Genomic DNA, 20,225 nt, shown 5'->3' with positions numbered 1-20,225 from the left:
CCTCGTAAGCCGTGGCAACAACAATGCCCCCGCGTGATACGCGGGGGCTTGCAGGTCACGTATCAGTTGAACAAGCCATAGAAGAATAGACGGATGCTATCCCACATACGGCGGAAGAAACCACCTTCCTCAACGCCATCGAGGGCGATCAGGTCGGCGCTGTGAACCACTTTCTCGTCCAGTTTGACTTCCACTTTACCGATCACGTCACCTTTGGCGATAGGCGCGGTAATTTGCGGGTTCATGGTCATCGAAGCCTGAAGGCGCTTCAATTGGCCTTTAGGCATAGTCATGGTCAGGTCGTCGGCCAGGCCTGCCTTGACGATGCTGGAGGCGCCCTTCCAGACCGGAGCCTGGGTCAGCTCGGTACCCTTCTGGTAGAAGGTCTGGGTTTCGAAGAAGCGGAAGCCATACGTCAGCAGCTTCTGGGTCTCGGCGGCACGCGATTGCTCGCTGTTGGTACCGAACACCACGGCGATCAGGCGCTGGCCATCGCGAACGGCCGAAGCCACCATGCAGTAGCCGGCTTCGTCGGTGTGGCCGGTTTTCAGGCCATCGACCGTCTTGTCACGCCACAGCAGCAGGTTGCGGTTAGGCTGCTTGATGTTGTTCCAGAAGAACTCTTTCTGCGAGTAGATGGCGTAGTGGGCCGGGTCGACGTTGATGATCGCACGGGCCAGGGTCGCCATGTCGTGGGCCGACGAGTAGTGCTCCGGGTTCGGCAGGCCGGTCGGGTTCATGAAGTGGCTGTTGCTCATGCCCAGGTCGGCAGCCGTCTTGTTCATCATGTCGGCGAAAGCGTCTTCGCTGCCGGCGATGTGCTCGGCCAGGGCGACCGAGGCGTCGTTGCCGGACTGGATGATGATGCCGTGCAGCAGGTCGCTGACCGTTACCTGGCTGCCCACCTTGATGAACATGCGCGAACCGCCGGTACGCCAGGCGTTTTCGCTGACGGTAACCGGGTCGTTCTCGCCGATCTGGCCGCGGCGGATGTCCAGGGTGGCGATGTAGGCGGTCATCAGCTTGGTCAGGCTGGCTGGCGGCAGGCGCTCGTCACCGTTGTTCTCGACCAGCACGTTGCCGCTGGACGCGTCCATGAGTACGTAGGACTTGGCTGCCAGTTGCGGTGGTGCCGGTGTCATCTGCTCAGCCGCGAAGGCGGCAGGCGTGATCATCAGCAGTACGGGCAGGCAAAGTCGTTTGGCAAGGTTGGTGATGTTCATCCGTCTCTCGAAAATCGCTAATGGTCTGATGTTCCCTGGGCAAGATCATGTGCCCAGCGCCAGTCAGTCTAGTTTTATGGCCGTAGGCCTGGCCCGCCGGCATTTGTAAATCAAAGTGCGGCTTTATGTCGCTGCGGGCAAAAGCCGACATTGTACATGGCCGTGCCCGGCAATTCATGACAAAACCGACAGTTTGGTGTTGCCTTCTTCGCGGGTGAACCCGCTCCCACAGGGGTATGCGAAACCCTGTAGGAGCGGGTTTACCCGCGAACACCGGCGCAGCCGGTGCCATCCACCGCATCGCCTGCTTCGCGGGCGCGCCCGCTCCCACTGTCAGTCAGCTGTGACCAGCTTGGCCTGCCCCAAGTTCGCCAGGCGGATGCTGTCTTGTGCCTGCTGGATCTCGCCCTGGCTGCCGATCGGCCCCAGGCGCACGCGGTGCAGGGTCTGCTGGTTACGCACGATCGAGCTGATGAACACCGGCGCGCTGACCATGGTGCTGAGCTTGGAGCGCAGCAGTTCGGCGGCGTCCGGGTTGGCGAAAGCGCCCACCTGCAGGAAGCTGCCACCGTTGCCGCCAGGCACGTTGTTACCCCCCACCTGCACCGGCACCACGGGCGCTGCATGCTGCTGTGGCGGCGGCGTCCATTGCTCGACACGCCCGGTCGTGGCCGGGATCGCCTGGGTCTGCGCCACTTGCGGCTCTTTCAGCACCATTGGCGGGGTTTGCCCGCGCTGGGCCCACCACTGCTGCGGGTCGATGCCCTCGACACGCACATGCGCGGTACCGATTTCGGCATAGCCGAGCTTTTTCGCCGCCGCATAGGACAGGTCGATGATGCGGTCGGAATAGAACGGGCCACGGTCGTTGACCCGCAGGACGACGCTACGGCCGTTGGCCAGGTTGGTCACCTTGACGTAGGCCGGCAGCGGCAGGGTCTTGTGCGCAGCGCTCATGCCGTACAGGTCGTACAGCTCGCCGTTGGCGGTGTTCTGCCCGTGGAACTTGGTGCCGTACCACGACGCCGTGCCCTCGGCGCGGTAATTGCGCGAGTCCTGCATCGGGTAGTAGGTCTTGCCCAGCACCGTGTACGGGTTGGCCTTGTAGTTGCCGGTGTGCACGGTCGGCGTGGCGTCGGGGATCTTGTTCACATCCACGTCCCACCACGGTGCGCCGTCCTTGTGCGCCCGGTTGATGTCCAGGCCTGGTTGGCTGCGCACCGCGTTGCCACTGCTTTGCTGCTGGGCCGGGCGGCTGGAAGAGCAACTGGCCAGCACCACGCCGACGGCAAGACAGGTGAGCAGCTTGAAGGAATTGGCAGAGATGATTGCGCGCATTACTTGACGCCCCGTACTTGAACCAGCTGTTCCGCGAGCTGATGCACCGCCATGGCATACATCACGCTGCGGTTGTAACGCGTGATCGCGTAGAAGTTCTTCAGGCCCATCCAGTATTCGGGGCCATTGTCACCCTCGAGACGGAAAGCGGTAACCGGCAGATCATCGCGCAGCGAATCATGAACCGACCAACCCAGGCTACGCAACTCCCCGACCGTCTTGACCGGTTCGATACCGGTGGTCAGGCCCTGTTCGGCGCGCTCGCCCTGGACCCAGGCGCGGCTGACCACGCCCTCGCCGGCGACCCAGCCGTGGCGCTTGAAGTAGCTGGCCACGCTGCCGATGGCATCGTCCGGGTTGTTCCAGATATTGATGTGGCCGTCGCCGTCAAAGTCCACCGCGTAGTTGCGGAAGCTGCTAGGCATGAACTGCGGCAGCCCCATGGCGCCCGCGTAGGAACCCTTGAGCGTCAGCGGGTCGAGCTGCTCGTCACGCGCCAACAGCAGGTACTCACGCAGCTCCTTGCGGAAGAATTCGGCCCGCGGCGGGTAGTCGAAGCCCAATGTCGACAAGGCGTCGATCACGCGGTAGTTGCCGGTATTGCGGCCGAAGAAGGTTTCCACGCCGATGATCGCGACAATGTATTGCGCCGGTACGCCGTATTCCTGCTCGGCACGTGCCAGTACTGCCTCATGCTGGCGCCAGAAGTCCACACCACGGGCAATGCGCGCATCGGTAATGAACATCGGCCGGTACTCCTTCCACGGTTTTACCCGTTCGGCCGGCCGCGAAATGGCATCGAGGATCGACTGCTTGCGCTGAACCTCACGGAACACGCCCATCAGCTGTTCAGGGGCAAAACCGTAGTCGCGGCTCATCTCGCCAACGAACTCGGCCACCTTCGGCGAGCCGTCATAATCGCCGGCATGGGCCAGCTGTACAGCGCCGAACAGGCCCACCGCGCCGATCCACGGCGCACAACGGGCAGCCCAGTTACGCACTGCTTGCATGAAATTGTTCACCTTATTCAAACCTGCGCGATCCATTTGCGGTGCGTATGGATCGACATTAAAACGCCAAACGCTGACAACAGCGTCACCAACGATGTTCCGCCATAGCTGATAAAAGGCAGCGGCACGCCCACCACGGGCAGCAGGCCGCTGACCATCCCGATATTGACGAACACGTACACAAAGAACGTCATGGTCAGGCTGCCCGCGAGCAGCTTGCCAAACAGGGTCTGCGCCTGCGCGGTGATCATCAGGCCACGGCCGATCAGCAGCAGGTAGACGATCAGCAGCAGGCAGATACCCACCAGGCCAAACTCCTCACCGAGCACGGCAATGATGAAGTCGGTGTGGCTTTCCGGGAGGAAGTCCAGGTGCGACTGGGTGCCGAGCAGCCAACCCTTGCCGAACACCCCGCCCGAGCCGATGGCAGCCTTGGACTGGATGATGTTCCAGCCGGTACCCAATGGGTCGCTTTCCGGGTCGAGGAAGGTCAGTACCCGCTGTTTCTGGTAGTCGTGCATGACAAAGAACCACATCGCCACCGCCACCGGCACTGCCGCCGCCAGCACACTGAGAATCCAGCGCCAGCGCAGCCCCCCCATGAACAGCACAAAGGCACCGGAGGCGAGGATCAGCAGCGCTGTCCCCAGGTCCGGCTGACGCACGATAAGAATGAACGGCACACCGATCAACACCAGGCTTATTGCCACGTGTTTCAGGTGCGGCGGCAAGGTGCGCTTGGACAAGTACCAGGCGATGGTCGCCGGCATGATGATCTTCATGAACTCCGAGGGCTGGAAGCGGATCACCCCGGGGATGTTGATCCAGCGCGTGGCGCCCATGGCGTTGTGGCCCATCACGTCCACCACCACCAGCAACAGCACCCCGGCCAGGTACGCCAGTGGCACCCAGCGGGCCATGAAGCGCGGCTCCAGCTGGGCGATGACGAACATCGACACCAGGCCGATGCCGAACGAGGTGGCCTGCTTGAGCAGCAGGTCCCAGTTCTTGCCACTGGCCGAATAGAGCACGAACAGGCTGCCGGCCGCGAGGGTCAGCAGGATGATCAGCAACGGGCCATCAATATGGATGCGCTGCAGGAAGCTGGCGCGCCGACGCATCACATCCTCGCTGGAGAGCATGCGATCGAAATTGTTCATCACAGGGCCGATTCCTGGGTAACGGTGGCAGGCGCGAACTCGGGCTTGAGCCGGCCATTTTCGTCGAGCAGCCAGGCGTCCATGATCTGTCGCACCACCGGCGCGGCCACACCCGAACCGGACTCACCGTTCTCGACCATCACCGAGACCACGATCTTTGGGGCTTCGGCCGGGGCAAAGGCGACGAACAGCGCATGGTCGCGGTGGCGCTCCTGGAGTTTGTTGCGGTCGTACTTCTCGCCCTGCTTGATCGCCACCACCTGGGCGGTACCGCTCTTGCCGGCAATACGATACTGGGCACCGGCTGCGGCCTTGCGCGCCGTACCACGGGCGCCGTGCATCACCTGCTCCATGCCATGGGTAACCTTGGCCCAGTCAGACTTGTCGCGCAGCACAATGTCTTCCATCGGGTTGTCATCTACCGGCTGCTGGCCTTCGATGGTCTTGGCCAGGTGCGGGCGGTTCCACACACCCTTGTTGGCGATCAGTGCCGTGGCCTGGGCCAGTTGCAGCGGCGTCGCCTGCATGTAGCCCTGGCCGATGCCGAGGATCAAGGTTTCGCCGGGGAACCAGGCCTGGCGGCGGGTGGCGCGCTTCCACTCGCGCGAAGGCATCAGCCCGGCAGACTCCTCGAACATGTCGAGGGACACCCGCTGGCCGATACCGAACTTGTTCATGTAGCTGGACAGCCGATCGATGCCCATCTTGTGCGCAAGGTCGTAGAAATAGGTATCGTTGGAACGCATGATCGCGGTATCCAGGTCGACCCAGCCATCACCGGAGCGGTTCCAGTTACGGTACTTGTGGTCGTAATTGGGCAACTGGTAGTAGCCCGGGTCGAACACCCGGCTACTGGCATTGACTACGCCACTGTCGAGGCCGGCGATGGCCACCGCCGGCTTGATGGTCGAACCCGGCGGGTACAGGCCACGCAGCACACGGTTGAACAGCGGCCGATCAATCGAGTCGCGCAGCTCGGCATAGGCCTTGAAGCTGATGCCGGTGACAAACAGGTTGGGGTCGAAGCTGGGCTGGCTGACCATGGCCAGGACTTCGCCTGTTCGCGGGTCAAGCGCCACTACCGCACCACGGCGGCCACCCAGGGCGGCTTCGGCGGCTTCCTGCAGTTTGATGTCCAGGCTCAGCACGATGTCCTTGCCCGGCTTGGGGTCGGTGCGTTTGAGCACCCGCAACACCCGGCCCCGGGCGTTGGTTTCGACTTCCTCGTAACCCACCTGGCCGTGCAGGGCATCTTCGTAGAAGCGCTCGATGCCGGTCTTGCCAATATGGTGGGTGCCGCTGTAGTTCACCGGGTCGAGGGTTTTCAGTTCTTTTTCGTTGATCCGCCCCACATACCCCACGGAATGCGCAAAGTGCGCCCCCTGCGGGTAATGCCGCACCAGCTGCGCCACCACTTCGACGCCCGGCAGGCGGAACTGGTTCACCGCCACCCGGGCGATCTGTTCTTCGTTGAGCTCGAACAGGATCGGCACCGGCTCGAACGGCCGGCGGCCTTGGCGCATGCGCTTCTCGAACAGCGCCCGATCATCATCCGTCAGTTCCAGCACTTCAACGATGGTATCCAGCACTTCCTGCCAGTTACCCGCACGTTCGCGGGTCATCGACAGGCTGAAGCTGGGCCGGTTGTCGGCAACGATCACGCCGTTGCGGTCGAAGATCAGCCCACGGGTTGGCGGGATCGGCTGCACATGCACCCGGTTGTTCTCCGACAGCGTCGAGTGGTAGTCGTACTGAATGATCTGCAGGTAGTACAGCCGGGCGATCAGCACGCAAATAAGCAGCATGACCGCCACTGCGCCGACCACGACGCGGTTGCGCACCAGGCGGGCGTCTTTCTCGTGGTCCTTGAGACGGATCGGCTGCGACATCGGACTGCTTACAGGCTCATTTGTGGTAAGGGTGCCCGGACAACACGGTCCAGGCGCGGTAGATCTGCTCGCCGATGAGTATCCTTACCAACGGGTGCGGCAGGGTCAGCGGCGACAGCGACCAGCGTTGCTCGGCGCGCGCGCAAACCTCAGGCGCCAGGCCTTCCGGGCCTCCCACCATCAAATTGACCGTGCGCGCATCCAGCCGCCAGCGGTCCAGCTCGGTCGCCAGCTGCTCGGTACTCCAGGGCTTGCCATGGACCTCGAGGGTGACGATGCGTTCGCCGGGCTGCACCTTGCTCAGCATCGCTTCGCCCTCCTGACGGATCAGGCGGGCGACATCGGCATTTTTGCCACGGGTGTTCAGCGGGATTTCCACCAGCTCCAGCGACAGCTCGGCGGGCAGGCGCTTGGCATATTCATGCCAGCCTTCCTCGACCCACTTCGGCATGCGCGAGCCGACCGCGATCAGGCGAAGACGCACGACGCTTCCTTATTCCCGGTCTTTGAGCTTGTCGGTGAAGTAGTCGCTGGTGTTTTCCGGGCTGTGGTGTTTGGCATCAGCAGCACGGCTCTGCTCGGCACCCGCCCACAGGCGCTCCAGGTCGTAGAACTGGCGGGCAGCGCCAGTCATCATGTGCACGATGACGTCGTTCAGGTCCAGCAGTACCCAGTCGCTGTCGCCCTTGCCTTCTTCGCCCAGTGGCTGTGCGCCCTTGGCCTTGACCGCTTCGCGAACCTTTTCGGCCATCGCGTTGATCTGGCGGTTGGAGGTACCGGTGGCAATGATCATGTAGTCGGTCAGGCTATGCTTTTCGCGCACGTCGATGACCTGGATGTCCTGGGCCTTGACGTCTTCCAGCGCGGCCTTGGTCACTGCGACCAGTTCTTCGCCGTAAATTTTCTGCTTGGTCATATAAAACTCGTTCAACTCGTTGGATGAGGCGCCAGAGGCACCGTCAGTTGGGCGCACGATACAGTTCGTGCGCCTCGATATAGGCCAGTACGGCGTCCGGCACCAGGAACCTCACCGATTTGCCGCTGGCCAGCAGCTGTCGGATCTGTGTAGCCGACACCGCAAGCGGTGTCTGCCAGACGAACGAAATATTTCCCGCCGGGCCGGACATGGCGGTGGGATCGCTCTCGGAGCGCGCAGCCAGCAGGTTGCGCAGCTCGTCAGGGGGTTCTACGTCGGCATCCGGGCGTTGCAGCACGAGGATGTGACAGTGTTGCAGCAATTCTTCCCAGCGGTGCCAGTTGGGCAAGCCACAGAAGGCATCCCAGCCCAGCAGCAGGAACAGCTGGTCGTTGCCGGCCAGTTCGGCGCGGATCGATTCCAGCGTGTCGATGGTATACGAAGGCTTGTCACGCTCGAGCTCGCGGGCGTCGACGCTCAGGCACGCCACGCCCTGCACCGCTTCGCGGACCATGGCCAGGCGGTCTTGCGCGGCCACCTGCGGGGTGTCACGGTGTGGCGGCCGGGCATTGGGCAGCAGGCGCAACTCGTCCAGCCCCATGAACTCAGCCACTTCCAGCGCGCTGCGCAGGTGGCCGATGTGCACGGGGTCGAAGGTGCCGCCTAGAATGCCGATGCGCCGGACTGCCTGAGCCTTGCTCAACTCAGCAGGCCCCTTGGCCGCGCAGCTGGCCGTCGCCGATCACCACGTATTTTTCGCAGGTCAGGCCTTCCAGGCCGACCGGGCCGCGGGCATGCAGCTTGTCGGTGGAAATGCCGATTTCCGCACCCAGGCCGTACTCGAAGCCGTCGGCGAAGCAGGTCGGGGTGTTGAGCATGACCGACGCCGAATCGACTTCAGCCATGAACTGGCGGGCTTCGCCCTGGTGTTCGCTGATGATCGAGTCGGTGTGGTGCGAGCCATAGTGGTTGATGTGCTCGATGGCCTGGTCCAGGCCATCGACGACGCGGATCGACAAGATGGCGTCGAGGTACTCGGTATGCCAGTCAGCTTCTGTGGCCGGTTTGGCATCGATGAACGCCCGGGTCCGCTCGCAGCCACGCAGCTCTACGCCCTTGTCGTGGAAGCGGCGGGCCATCTCCGGCAAGAAGCGCTCGGCCACCTGCTGGTCGACCAGCAGGGTTTCCATGGCGCCGCAGATGCCGTAGCGGTAGGTCTTGGCGTTGAAGGCCACGTTCCAGGCCTTGTCCAGGTCGGCATGCTGGCTGACATAGACATGGCAGATACCGTCCAGGTGCTTGATGACCGGCACGCGGGCATCGCGGCTGATGCGCTCGATCAGGCCACGGCCGCCGCGCGGGACGATCACGTCGACGAATTCCGGCATGCTGATCAGCGCGCCCACGGCTTCGCGGTCAGTGGTCTCGACCACCTGCACCACTGCCGCCGGCAAGCCGGCCTCGGCCAGCCCACGCTGGATACAGGTGGCGATGGCACGGTTGGAATGGATGGCTTCGGAGCCGCCCCGCAGGATGGTCGCGTTACCCGACTTCAGGCACAGGCTGGCGGCATCGATGGTTACGTTCGGGCGCGACTCGTAGATGATCCCGATCACCCCCAGCGGCGTGCGCATCTTGCCGACCTGGATGCCTGACGGGCGGTAGCTCATGTCGCGGATGGCACCGACCGGGTCCGGCAGGCTGGCCACCTGGCGCAAGCCGGTGATCATGCCGTCGATACGCGCAGGGGTCAGGGCCAGGCGGTCAAGCAGCGCCGGCTCAAGGCCATTGGCGCGGCCAGCGGCCAGGTCCAGTTGGTTGGCGGCAGTCAGCTCGGCACGTGCGCCATCCAGCGCCTCGGCGGCGGCTTGCAGGGCGCGGTTCTTCTGCGCGGTGCTGGCACGGCCGATCACCCGGGAAGCCTCCCGGGCAGCGCGACCCAGGCGGGTCATGTAGTCAAGAACGGACTCAGTCATGGGTTCGGTGTCTTGGCGAAAGGGGAAATCGGCTGATTATAACTGCCGCGCAGGTATACGCCCAGCGGCGGGAGGCGGATGGTAGAAAATGGTTGTTCGCCTATAACCTTTCTGCGCCTGTGAAATCGAGCGCCGCCCGCGCGGCGCTTCGCGGGGCAAGCCCGCTCCCACATCTATTTCGGGCCAGTGCGTCCTGTGCCGGCGGCGCGCGACCGCCTTGTTGTTCCAATTTGAATATCAAGGCGGACGCCAAGGGTGCGAGTGCGTCGGTTACAGGAATAACTGGCCCGAAACAGATGTGGGAGCGGGCTTGCCCCGCGAAGCGCCGCGCGGGCGGCGCTCGATTTCACAGGCGCCAAACCTTTCAAGGCAAACCCCACCAGCCACTCTCCCAATGAAACATACAGATACCAATCAGTCCCTCCTCAGGTTCAGCCTCGATTAAGCCATTCATTGCTATCATCCCCGCCTCCCCAACCGCGAACCGTCCGCATGCCAGCCCTGCCCGACAGCTTTTTCGACCGCGACGCCCAGACCCTGGCCAAGGCCCTGCTAGGCAAAGTCATCCGCCATCGCCACGGTGACCTGTGGCTGGCCGCGCGCATCATCGAGACCGAGGCCTACTACCTCACCGACAAAGGCAGCCATGCCTCGCTCGGCTACACCGAAAAGCGCAAGGCCCTGTTCCTCGACGGCGGGCACATCTACATGTACTACGCCCGCGGCGGCGATTCGCTGAACTTCAGCGCCCACGGGCCGGGCAACGCGGTGCTGATCAAGTCTGCCTATCCTTGGCAGGACGCCCTCTCGGGCCCCAACAGCCTGGCGCAGATGCAACTGAACAACCCCGACGCCAGCGGCCAGGTGCGCCCGGCCGAACGCCTGTGTGCCGGGCAAACGCTGCTGTGCCGCGCACTGGGCCTGAAAGTGCCGCATTGGGACGCCCAGCGCTTCGACGCCGAGCGCCTGTACGTGGAAGATTGCGGCAACCCGGTACCACGGGTGATCCAGGCCGCCCGCCTGGGCATCCCGCACGGGCGGGACGAGCACCTGCCCTACCGCTTCGTCGACGCCGAATATGCACGCTTTTGCACACGGAACCCGTTACGCCGCGGCCAAGTCGAAGGCCGGGACTTCTTCATTCTCGAACAAGGAAGCTGAACATGGGCCAATGGCTCGACAGCCTGACCGCTTGGCTCGGCGCCAACCCGCAGTGGCTTGGCCTGGCGATTTTCCTCATTGCCTGCATCGAGTGCCTGGCCATTGCCGGCATCATTGTACCCGGCACGGTACTGCTGTTCGCCGTGGCGGTACTGGCTGGCAGCGGCGCCTTCAGCCTCGGTGAAACGCTGTTGCTGGGCTTTCTCGGTGGCCTGCTCGGGGATGCCTTGTCGTATACGGTGGGCAAGTACTTCCACCAGAACATCCGCCGCCTGCCCTTGCTGCGGCACCACCCGGAGTGGATCGGCAGCGCCGAGGCGTATTTCCAGCGCTACGGCATCGCCAGCCTGCTGGTCGGCCGCTTCATCGGCCCGCTGCGGCCTATGCTGCCGATGGTCGCCGGCATGTTCGACATGCCGCTGCCACGCTTCATTGCCGTCAGCCTGGTGGCCGGCGCCGGCTGGTCGGTGGCTTACCTGCTACCCGGCTGGGCCACGGGCGCGGCGATGCGCCTGCCATTGCCGGAAGGCTTCTGGCTGGATGCCGGGATCATTGCCGGCACCCTGGCAGTGCTGATCGGCCTGAGCCTGAACAGCAGCATCCGCGACCAGCGCCACGGCACCCGGCTGGTGGCCGGCCTGTGCTTCCTGGCCCTGGCCGGGTTGTTTCTGGGCTGGCCCTACCTGCACGAGTTCGATCAAGGCGTAATGACGCTTGTGCAGGAACACCGCAGCCAGGCCATCGATGGCACGGTGGTGCTGGTAACCCGGCTGGGTGACTTCCGCACCCAGTTTTTCCTCGGTGTCCTGCTGACCGGGCTACTGCTGCTCGCCCGGCAATGGCGCCACGCACTGTTCGCCACAGGCGCGCTGATGGGCACGGCGATCGCCAACGGCTCCCTGAAATGGCTGTTTGCGCGGGCCCGCCCCGAGGTGCTGAGCGACCCGCTGACCAGCTACAGCATGCCCAGCGGGCACAGTTCGGCGTCGTTTGCGTTCTTTTTGGTGCTGGCGGTGCTGGCCGGGCGTGGACAGCCGCCGCGCATGCGCCTGACCTGGGTGATGCTGGGTTGTATTCCGGCGCTGGCGATTGCGCTGTCGCGGGTGTACCTGGGGGCGCACTGGCCGACCGACATCCTCGCCGGGGCCATGCTGGCGTGCTGCGTGTGTGCGCTTAGCCTGACGTTGGTGCAACACAAGCAGACGCTGCCAGCCTTGCCACAGCGGGTGTGGTGGCTGGTGCTGCCGGCGTGTATTGCGCTACTGGCGTTTTTTGCCATGCATGCGTTGCCCCAGGCTTTGTTGCGTTATCAGTATTGATGGTGCCTGTACCGGCCTATTCGCGGGTGAACCCGCTCCTACACAGGGTATTGGGCTCGCTGTAGGAGCGGGTTCACCCGCGAAGAGGCCCGCACACGCAAACACAACCCTCAGGCAAACAACTCACCCTGAATCCGCTCCAGCAACTTCTGTATCTCCCCCAGCCGCTGCTGCGGCGAGTCAAGGGTCAACAAGTCGAGCTTGTCCTCCTCCATGAACGGCAACAGATACGCCAACTGGTTGGCCAACGCCTGCTGCCCGTCCACCGGGCGTGGCATGTCCAGGGCTTCGACCATCGGGTGCTCGCCCAAAGCCACCAGCAGTGCCAGCAAGTCGTCATCCGCCTCCTGCAGCGGGCTGTCCGCCTGTTCCGGCAGCCATTGCACCTGGCCCACCAGCAACTGGTCCTTCTGTACCTCGGTGCTGTCCAGGTTGAAGCGCCGCACCCCTTCAACGCGAATACCCAGCAAGCCGTTATCCTGCTGCACGAAGTCGCGGATCACCGCCTCACAGCCGATTGACGCAACCACCGGCGGCGCCTTGCCGACCTGCTCGCCTTCCAGGATGCACACCACACCAAACCCTTCGCCCCGCTTCATGCAGCGCCCGATCATGTCCAGGTAGCGCGCCTCGAAAATCTGCAAATCGAGAAAGCAGCCAGGAAACAGCACGGTGTTGAGCGGAAACAGCGGTAGTGTCATTACAAGTCCTCAAGCTACCAGGCTGACCGCCAGCGGCAGGAACACCGCCGTGGCCACGCCCATCAGGCTCATCGCAAGGGCGGCAAAGGCGCCGCATTCGTCACTTTCCTGCAGAGCCACCGAAGTGCCCACCGCATGCGCAGTCACACCCAGCGACATGCCCCGCGCTTCAGGGCTGTGTACGCCAAAGCGGCTGAGCAGCGCCGGGCCGAAGATGGCGCCGATTACCCCGGTAATCAGCACGAACACCGCCGCCAGGGCCGCCACGCCGCCAATCTGCTCGGCCACCAGCATGGCAATCGGCGAAGTAACCGACTTCGGCGCCATGGTCATCAGGATCATGTGTTCGGCGCCGAACCACCAGCCCAGCAGCAGACAGCACAGCGTGGCGAACAGGCCTCCGACTACCAGCGTAGTAAAGATGGGCCAGAACAGCTGCCGGATACGCCGCAGGTTGAGGTACAGCGGCACGGCCAGGGCCACCGTGGCGGGGCCCAGCAGGGTGTTCATGATTTCTGTGCTCTTGCGGTATTCGCTGTAGTCGATGCCGCTTACCAGCAGCACGCCGATCACCAGCAACATCGACACCAGCACGGGCTGCAGGAAGATCCAGCGGGTCTTCTCAAAGGCAGCCAGCACCACCTGGTAGGCCGCGAGCGTGATGCCGATGCCGAATAGCGGGTGATGGACCACCGCATCGAGTGCGCCTTGCCAGTCGAGCATCATGGCTGCTCCTCGCGCTTGCCCTGGCGATGCATGAGCTTTTGCATCAGCACGCCGACGAACACCAACGTCGCCAGACAGGAAATCAGCAAGGCGCCGGCAATCGCCCAGAAGTCGGCAGCGATGTCCTTGGCGTACACCATCACCCCCACAGCCGGCGGCACCAGCAACAACGGCAGGTAGCGCAACAGGCTGCTGGCAGCTTCATTCAACGGCTTGCCGACCTCACCGCGGGCCATGAGGAAGAACAACAGCAGCAACAGGCCGATGATCGGCCCCGGCAAAAACGGCACAAACAGGTGATTGACCGCCGTCCCCAGCAGCTGGAACAGCACCAGCCAGGTTAAACCACGCAACAGCATAAGCATCTCCCTCGGGCATGGCCGTCATTATAAGCACGCGCAGCTATAGACCGATATTCGCCGAAAAGCGGGCAACTTGACTGAAACGGTTCGCCGTGCTGATCTTGCACTTTCGTACCAACTGACAACCCGGAGAGTCCGCGATGCCCCATGTACCGGTTACAGAGCTTTCGCTGTACGTTGGTAAGGAACTGGGCCGCTCGGCCTGGCTGAAGATCGACCAGCAGCGCATCAACCTGTTCGCCGAGGCCACCGGCGACTTTCAGTTCATCCATGTCGACCCGGAAAAGGCGGCAAAAACCCCGTTTGGCGGCACCATTGCCCACGGCTTCCTGACCTTGTCGCTGATTCCTGTGCTGATGGAGGACATTCTGGTCCTGCCGCAAGGGCTGAAGATGGTGGTGAACTACGGCCTGGACAGCGTGCGCTTCATCCAGCCGGTCAAGGTAGACAGCCAGGTGCGGTTGAAGGTGGACCTGGCCGAAGTGACGGAGAAGAAGCCCGGGCAGTGGCTGCTCAAGGCAATTGCCACGCTGGAGATTGAAGGTGAAGAGAAGCCTGCTTATATAGCTGAGTCGCTCTCGCTCTGTTTTGTCTGATAGATTTTTGGGGGCGCTGCGCGCCCCGATCGCGACGCAAGGCCGCTCCTACAAGGGAATGCGATCTCCTGTAGGAGCGGCCTTGTGTCGCGATCGGGCTGCGCAGCAGCCCCATTCCCAAGCCGATCCACAAATCTCCCGCACTCGCGTAAACTGCCAGCCTTCGCGCAGCCTAGGGCTGCCCTCTGTCGATTTACCAAAGGTGCCCGCCATGCCCTGGCTGCAAGTACGCCTGGCCATCAGCCCGGAACAAGCCGAAACCTACGAAGACGCCCTGCTTGAAGTGGGCGCCGTCTCGGTCACGTTCATGGACGCCGAAGATCAACCGATCTTCGAGCCCGACCTGAACACCACCCCGCTGTGGTCGCACACCCACCTGCTGGCCCTGTTCGAGGCCGATGCCGACCCTGAGCAGGTGTTTGCCCACCTGCGCCTGCTGACCGGCGCCGAGCTGCCCGAGCACCAGGCCGAAGTGATCGAAGACCAGGACTGGGAACGCAGCTGGATGGATGGTTTCCAACCAATGCGCTTCGGCAACCGCCTGTGGATCGTGCCCAGCTGGCACGATGCCCCTGAAAAAGACGCGGTAAACCTGCTGCTCGACCCGGGCTTGGCTTTCGGCACCGGCACCCACCCCACCACCGCCCTGTGCCTGGAATGGCTCGACGGCCAGCAGCTCGACGGCACCCAGGTGCTGGACTTCGGCTGCGGCTCGGGCATCCTGGCCATTGCCGCGCTGCTGCTGGGCGCCCGTGAAGCGGTCGGTACCGACATCGACGTGCAGGCCATCGAGGCTTCGCGCGACAATGCCCAGCGCAACGGCATCGCCGACGAGAAACTGGCCTTGTACCTGCCCGAACACATGCCGGCGATGCAAGCCGAAGTGCTGGTCGCCAACATCCTCGCCGGCCCGCTGGTATCGCTGGCGCCGCAGCTGGCCGGGCTGGTACGCCCAGGTGGCCTGCTGGCGCTGTCGGGCATCCTCGCCGAACAGGGCGAAGAAGTGGCTGCCGCCTACGCTGCCGACTTTGAGCTGGACCCGATCGTCGTACGCGACGGCTGGGTGCGTATCAGTGGTCGGCGCCGCTAAGCGGGCCTAGAATACTTCTCTGCACAGCTCCCGGACCGCCGCATGACCGACAGTTTCGTCACCCAGTGCCCGCATTGCCAGACCAGCTTTCGCGTCACTCACCACCAGTTGAGCGTGGCTCGCGGCGTGGTGCGCTGCGGCCACTGCCTGCAGGTATTCAACGCTGCCAAGCAGCTGCTTGAGCAGAACCGCAGCGCCAGCGCGCCTGCAGCGCCGGCAGCGGTCCCTGCGGCACCTGCCGAACCGGCGGTGCCACCAGCGATTGAAGCGGCGATCCCTCCTGAGCCGGCGCTCAGCGCACGCAGCAGCACCCCTGACGAGGATTGGGCGCTCACTGCCCAGGCGCTCGATGCACTGGACCTCGACAAGGAGCTGGCGCGCCTTGAGCGCCGAGGCCAGCTGGCCTCGACGCACCCGGCCAAGCAGGATAACGGCTTGCAGGCGCGGCGCGACGAACCGCAAGCAGATGAACATGACAACGACCTGTTCGGTACGGCCACCGACGAGCCGTTCGAGCTGCAGCAGCCAGCAGAGTCCGCGCCTGTGCTGCTGGAGCCGGAGCCTCTGGAGCAGGACCTGCAGCCCGGCCCCGGCGAGCGCACCGAGCCGACCCTGGGCGGCAACCTGGCGCTGGACATCGACGACGAACCGCCCGTGCACCGCACGGCCGAAATCGATGAGCCCGAAGCCTTCAGCGAACCCCTGCGCGCCAGCGATGACGAACTGCCGGAAAAAGGCCTGAGCGCCCGCGACGATGAGCCGCTGCCGCTGCATCTGTCGGCGCGCGACGACGACCCGGTCGAAACAGTGCCTGGCGAGCGTCTGGAACCAGCACTGACCAGCAAACCGGAGCGCCCGTCGCGCAAGGAGCCGCTGGTCGATGTCGTCGACGACCCGCTGCAACTGGGCTGGGAAAAACCTGCACCCAACTGGGGCAAGCGCCTGCTATGGGGCGTGCTGACCTTGCTGGCCGCCGGCCTGCTGGCGTTCCAGTACGTCTGGTTCCACTTCGACGAAATGGCCCGCCAGGACCAGTACCGGCCTATCTTCCAGCAGGTCTGCCCGATCGTCGGCTGCCAGGTGCCCACCCGCGTCGACATTGCCCGGATCAAGAGCAGCAACCTGGTGGTGCGCAGCCACCCGGACTTCAAGGGCGCGCTGATCGTTGATGCAATCCTTTACAACCGCGCACCGTTCGCCCAGCCATTCCCGCTACTGGAGCTGCGCTTCGCCGACCTCAACGGCCAGCTGATCGCCAGCCGCCGGTTCAAGCCCAGCGAGTACTTGTCCGGCGAACTGGCCGGGCGTGGCGAAATGCCCAGCCAGACCCCGATCCACATTGCCCTGGACATTCTCGACCCTGGGCCGAAGGCCGTGAACTACAGCCTGAGCTTCCGTTCGCCGGAATAACCACCAACCCCTGCCCCCCTGTAGGAGCGGCCTTGTGTCGCGATAGGGCCGCAAAGCGGCCCCAGCAATGTATGCATCTGCGCTGAGCCCTAGGGGCCGCTTCGCGGCCCATCGCGACACAAGGCCGCTCCTACAGGTCAGCGCCAACCTAAGCAATTGTCATAAGCCGACAACTGTTCAGATTTTATCCAAATCCATCTTTATCCGGTCACCGAGAGCGGGTATCATGCCAACCCTTTTTCGAACTCCAAGATTCGGCCCCACAACAGGGATCACCTATGTCGGCGGTACGCATCGGCCAATACACACTACGCAACAACCTGATCCTCGCGCCCATGGCCGGGGTCACGGACCAGCCTTTCCGAACACTTTGCCAGCGCCTTGGCGCCGGCATGGTGGTATCGGAAATGGTCAGCAGCGACATGAGCCTGTGGAACAGCCGCAAGTCGAGCCTGCGCCGCATCCATGAAGGTGATCCCGAGCCACGCTCGGTACAGATCGCCGGGGGTGATGCGCAGATGATGGCAGCGGCAGCACGGGCCAACGTCGAGGCAGGCGCCCAGATCATCGACATCAACATGGGCTGCCCGGCGAAAAAAGTCTGCAACAAAGCCGCAGGCTCTGCTTTATTGAGAGATGAAGCCTTGGTTCACGAGATCCTCCACGCCGTGGTCGGCGCCGTGGATGTTCCGGTGACCCTGAAGATCCGCACGGGTTGGGACCGGGCGAACAAGAACGGCCTGAACGTGGCGAAAATCGCCGAGCAGGCCGGCATCCAGGCGCTGGCGGTGCATGGCCGCACACGCGCCGACCTGTACACAGGCGAAGCCGAGTACGACACCATCGCTGCCATCAAGCAAGCGGTGTCGATCCCGGTTTTTGCCAACGGCGATATCACTTCGCCAGAAAAGGCCCGGGCGGTGCTGGACGCCACCGGGGTCGATGGCCTGCTGATTGGCCGGGCTGCCCAAGGGCGGCCATGGATCTTTCGCGAGATCGAGCATTACCTGCGCACTGGTGAACACTTGCCGGCGCCGCAGCTGGACGAAGTGGAACGCATCCTGCTGGAGCACCTGGCCGCGTTGCATGCCTTTTATGGCGATGTGATGGGCGTACGTATCGCCCGCAAGCACGTTGGCTGGTACCTGGCAACACGACCCGGCGGCAAGGAGTTTCGCTCCCGGTTCAACGCTTTGGAAGACACACAAGCGCAGTGCGCCAACGTTCGTGCGTTTTTCAGCGAACGTCGACAGAGCCTTGAGACAGAGGACGGACAAGGGGTGGCCGCATGACGATGATGACCGAGAATTTTGTGAGTGGAACAACGCCCGTGAGCGACAACGCCAACCTGAAACAGCACCTGAACACGCCGAGCGAAGAGGGCCAGACCCTTCGCGACAGCGTCGAGAAGGCGCTGCACAACTACTTCGCCCACCTGGAAGGCGCGACCGTCACGGACGTGTACAACCTGGTGCTCTCCGAAGTCGAGGCGCCCCTGCTCGAAAGCGTGATGAACTACGTGAAGGGCAACCAGACCAAGGCCAGCGAGATGCTCGGGCTGAACCGAGGCACCCTGCGCAAGAAGCTCAAGCAGTACGACTTGTTGTAAGCCAGAATCCCAACCAGAAAAGGCGGCTCCCTGAACAGAGGCGCCTTTTTTGCTGACTCCACCGCGTTATTGGAACCCGAAATGACCGACCAGACTACCCGCCTGCCAGTCCGCCGCGCCCTGATCAGCGTCTCCGACAAGACCGGTATCCTCGAATTCGCCCGTGAGCTGCAACAGCTCGGTGTCGAGATCCTGTCCACTGGCGGCACCTACAAGCTGCTCAAGGACAACGGCGTGAACGCGGTGGAAGTGGCCGACTACACCGGCTTCGCCGAAATGATGGATGGCCGGGTCAAGACCCTGCACCCGAAAATCCACGGCGGCATCCTCGGCCGTCGCGGTACCGACGACGCCATCATGAACGAGCACGGCATCAAGCCGATCGACCTGGTTGCGGTCAACCTGTACCCGTTCGAAGCTACTATTTCCAAGCCTGGCTGCGACCTGCCGACCGCCATCGAGAACATCGACATCGGCGGCCCGACCATGGTCCGCTCGGCTGCCAAGAACCATAAAGACGTGGCCATCGTGGTCAACGCCAGCGACTACGCCGGCATCGTCGACGGTCTCAAGGCCGGTGGCCTGACCTACGCCCAGCGCTTCGACCTGATGCTCAAGGCGTTCGAGCACACTGCCGCCTACGACGGCATGATCGCCAACTACATGGGCACCATCGACCAGGCCAAGGACACCCTGAGTACCGAAGCGCGCAGCGAGTTCCCGCGCACCTTCAACAGCCAGTTCGTCAAGGCGCAGGAAATGCGCTACGGCGAGAACCCGCACCAGAGCGCGGCGTTCTACGTCGAAGCCAAGAAAGGCGAAGCCAGCATTTCCACCGCCGTGCAGCTGCAGGGCAAGGAACTGTCGTTCAACAACGTGGCCGACACCGACGCCGCGCTGGAGTGCGTGAAGAGCTTCGTCAAGCCGGCCTGCGTCATCGTCAAGCACGCCAACCCATGCGGCGTGGCTGTGGTGCCTGAAGAAGAAGGCGGCATCCGCAAGGCTTACGACCTGGCCTACGCGACCGACACCGAGTCGGCATTCGGCGGCATCATCGCCTTCAACCGCGAACTGGACGGCGAAACCGCCAAGGCCATCGTCGAGCGCCAGTTCGTCGAAGTGATCATCGCGCCGAAGATTTCCCAGGCTGCCCGCGACGTGGTCGCGGCCAAGCAGAACGTTCGCCTGCTGGAATGCGGCGAGTGGCCAGCCGAACGCGCTGCCGGTTGGGACTTCAAGCGTGTCAACGGCGGCCTGCTGGTACAAAGCCGTGATATCGGCATGATCACCGCCGATGACCTGAAGATCGTCACCCAGCGTGCGCCGACCGAGCAGGAAATCCACGACCTGGTGTTTGCCTGGAAAGTGGCCAAGTTCGTCAAGTCCAACGCCATCGTCTACGCCAAGCAGCGCCAGACCATCGGTGTCGGCGCCGGCCAGATGAGCCGCGTCAACTCCGCTCGCATTGCTGCAATCAAGGCCGAGCATGCTGGCCTGCAAGTGCAGGGCGCAGTCATGGCGTCGGATGCGTTCTTCCCGTTCCGTGACGGCATCGACAATGCCGCTAAGGTGGGTATCAGCGCCGTGATCCAGCCGGGTGGTTCGATGCGTGATGCTGAAGTCATCGCCGCTGCCGACGAAGCCGGCATTGCGATGGTGTTCACCGGAATGCGCCACTTCCGCCACTAATCAGATGTGGGCCGATCGCCGGCCCTTGTAGGAGCGGCCTTGTGTCGCGA

The 20,225-nt window shown here is 63.4% G+C and carries 20 protein-coding genes; 8 read left to right on the top strand and 12 right to left on the bottom strand.

The features are described 5' to 3' along the window. Positions 1–62 precede the first annotated feature (62 nt). The 9 genes from ACIP02_RS17125 to ACIP02_RS17085 form a co-directional block, all read right to left on the bottom strand. Positions 63–1,223 carry a D-alanyl-D-alanine carboxypeptidase family protein gene (locus tag ACIP02_RS17125; RefSeq protein WP_400618218.1) on the bottom strand — a complete coding sequence of 387 codons (1,161 nt, stop codon included), beginning with the start codon at positions 1,221–1,223 and terminating at the stop codon, positions 63–65. Between the two features lie 333 nt (positions 1,224–1,556). Then, the gene (locus tag ACIP02_RS17120) at positions 1,557–2,561 is read right to left on the bottom strand and encodes a septal ring lytic transglycosylase RlpA family protein (protein WP_400618216.1); all 1,005 of its coding nucleotides are present in this window, start codon (positions 2,559–2,561) and stop codon (positions 1,557–1,559) included. Next, positions 2,561–3,571 carry a lytic murein transglycosylase B gene (gene mltB / locus ACIP02_RS17115; protein ID WP_400618213.1) on the bottom strand — a complete coding sequence of 337 codons (1,011 nt, stop codon included), beginning with the start codon at positions 3,569–3,571 and terminating at the stop codon, positions 2,561–2,563. Before mltB ends, ACIP02_RS17120 begins: the two co-directional genes overlap by 1 nt. 17 nt (positions 3,572–3,588) lie before the next feature. Next, positions 3,589–4,692, bottom strand: coding sequence for a rod shape-determining protein RodA (gene rodA / locus ACIP02_RS17110; RefSeq protein ID WP_400618534.1), 1,104 nt, complete (start codon positions 4,690–4,692; stop codon positions 3,589–3,591). A gap of 38 nt (positions 4,693–4,730) precedes the next feature. Then, complete coding sequence (gene mrdA / locus ACIP02_RS17105; protein ID WP_400618210.1) at positions 4,731–6,620, bottom strand: penicillin-binding protein 2; 1,890 nt, start codon at positions 6,618–6,620, stop codon at positions 4,731–4,733. A gap of 16 nt (positions 6,621–6,636) precedes the next feature. Beyond that, the gene (rlmH, locus tag ACIP02_RS17100; RefSeq protein ID WP_003249722.1) at positions 6,637–7,104 is read right to left on the bottom strand and encodes a 23S rRNA (pseudouridine(1915)-N(3))-methyltransferase RlmH; all 468 of its coding nucleotides are present in this window, start codon (positions 7,102–7,104) and stop codon (positions 6,637–6,639) included. 9 nt (positions 7,105–7,113) lie between these two features. Continuing rightward, positions 7,114–7,536, bottom strand: coding sequence for a ribosome silencing factor (gene rsfS, locus ACIP02_RS17095; RefSeq protein ID WP_400618207.1), 423 nt, complete (start codon positions 7,534–7,536; stop codon positions 7,114–7,116). 43 nt (positions 7,537–7,579) lie between these two features. Continuing rightward, positions 7,580–8,239 (bottom strand): nicotinate-nucleotide adenylyltransferase, encoded by a 660-nt coding sequence (gene nadD, locus ACIP02_RS17090; RefSeq protein WP_400618204.1) that lies wholly within the window; start codon positions 8,237–8,239, stop codon positions 7,580–7,582. A gap of 1 nt (position 8,240) precedes the next feature. Next, on the bottom strand, positions 8,241–9,512 hold the full coding sequence (locus ACIP02_RS17085; protein ID WP_400618201.1) for a glutamate-5-semialdehyde dehydrogenase: 1,272 nt from the start codon (positions 9,510–9,512) through the stop codon (positions 8,241–8,243). A 492-nt stretch (positions 9,513–10,004) separates the two neighbouring features. Here ACIP02_RS17085 and ACIP02_RS17080 point away from each other — a divergent pair, with 492 nt between their 5' ends. Together ACIP02_RS17080 and ACIP02_RS17075 are read left to right on the top strand one after the other, a co-directional pair. Further along, the gene (locus ACIP02_RS17080; RefSeq protein ID WP_400618198.1) at positions 10,005–10,673 is read left to right on the top strand and encodes a DNA-3-methyladenine glycosylase; all 669 of its coding nucleotides are present in this window, start codon (positions 10,005–10,007) and stop codon (positions 10,671–10,673) included. Between the two features lie 2 nt (positions 10,674–10,675). Beyond that, positions 10,676–11,992, top strand: a complete 1,317-nt coding sequence (locus ACIP02_RS17075) for a bifunctional DedA family/phosphatase PAP2 family protein (RefSeq protein WP_400618196.1) — start codon at positions 10,676–10,678, stop codon at positions 11,990–11,992. A 110-nt stretch (positions 11,993–12,102) separates the two neighbouring features. Here ACIP02_RS17075 and ACIP02_RS17070 read toward each other — a convergent pair whose 3' ends face one another. Genes ACIP02_RS17070 through ACIP02_RS17060 form a run of 3 tightly spaced genes read right to left on the bottom strand, consistent with a single transcriptional unit; the run spans position 12,103 to position 13,778 of the window. After that, a complete protein-coding gene (locus tag ACIP02_RS17070) occupies positions 12,103–12,693 on the bottom strand; it encodes an LON peptidase substrate-binding domain-containing protein (RefSeq protein ID WP_400618194.1) in 591 nt (196 codons plus the stop codon). Positions 12,694–12,702: 9 nt separating this feature from the next. After that, positions 12,703–13,419 carry an LrgB family protein gene (locus ACIP02_RS17065; protein ID WP_400618191.1) on the bottom strand — a complete coding sequence of 239 codons (717 nt, stop codon included), beginning with the start codon at positions 13,417–13,419 and terminating at the stop codon, positions 12,703–12,705. Continuing rightward, entirely contained in the window at positions 13,416–13,778 is a 363-nt protein-coding gene (locus ACIP02_RS17060) for a CidA/LrgA family protein (protein WP_400618188.1), read from the bottom strand. The genes ACIP02_RS17065 and ACIP02_RS17060 overlap by 4 nt, the downstream gene beginning before the upstream one ends. Positions 13,779–13,921: 143 nt before the next feature. Here ACIP02_RS17060 and ACIP02_RS17055 point away from each other — a divergent pair, with 143 nt between their 5' ends. The 6 genes from ACIP02_RS17055 (at position 13,922) to purH (ending at position 20,175) form a co-directional block, all read left to right on the top strand. Beyond that, a complete protein-coding gene (locus ACIP02_RS17055) occupies positions 13,922–14,377 on the top strand; it encodes a MaoC family dehydratase (protein ID WP_400618185.1) in 456 nt (151 codons plus the stop codon). 211 nt (positions 14,378–14,588) lie between these two features. Further along, entirely contained in the window at positions 14,589–15,467 is an 879-nt protein-coding gene (prmA, locus tag ACIP02_RS17050) for a 50S ribosomal protein L11 methyltransferase (RefSeq protein WP_400618182.1), read from the top strand. Between the two features lie 42 nt (positions 15,468–15,509). Further along, positions 15,510–16,877, top strand: a complete 1,368-nt coding sequence (locus tag ACIP02_RS17045) for a DUF3426 domain-containing protein (protein WP_400618180.1) — start codon at positions 15,510–15,512, stop codon at positions 16,875–16,877. Positions 16,878–17,155: 278 nt separating this feature from the next. Next, a complete protein-coding gene (gene dusB / locus ACIP02_RS17040; protein WP_400618177.1) occupies positions 17,156–18,169 on the top strand; it encodes a tRNA dihydrouridine synthase DusB in 1,014 nt (337 codons plus the stop codon). Next, positions 18,166–18,486 carry a DNA-binding transcriptional regulator Fis gene (fis, locus tag ACIP02_RS17035; RefSeq protein ID WP_003249693.1) on the top strand — a complete coding sequence of 107 codons (321 nt, stop codon included), beginning with the start codon at positions 18,166–18,168 and terminating at the stop codon, positions 18,484–18,486. Before dusB ends, fis begins: the two co-directional genes overlap by 4 nt. Before the next feature lie 81 nt (positions 18,487–18,567). Beyond that, entirely contained in the window at positions 18,568–20,175 is a 1,608-nt protein-coding gene (gene purH, locus ACIP02_RS17030) for a bifunctional phosphoribosylaminoimidazolecarboxamide formyltransferase/IMP cyclohydrolase (protein ID WP_400618174.1), read from the top strand. The last annotated feature ends 50 nt before the right edge of the window (positions 20,176–20,225 follow it).

Source organism: Pseudomonas sp. NPDC089408 (genome assembly GCF_044749445.1).
GTDB lineage: Bacteria > Pseudomonadota > Gammaproteobacteria > Pseudomonadales > Pseudomonadaceae > Aquipseudomonas.
Note: the sequence above shows the minus strand (reverse complement) of the source record. Positions and strands in the feature narration are given on the sequence as shown.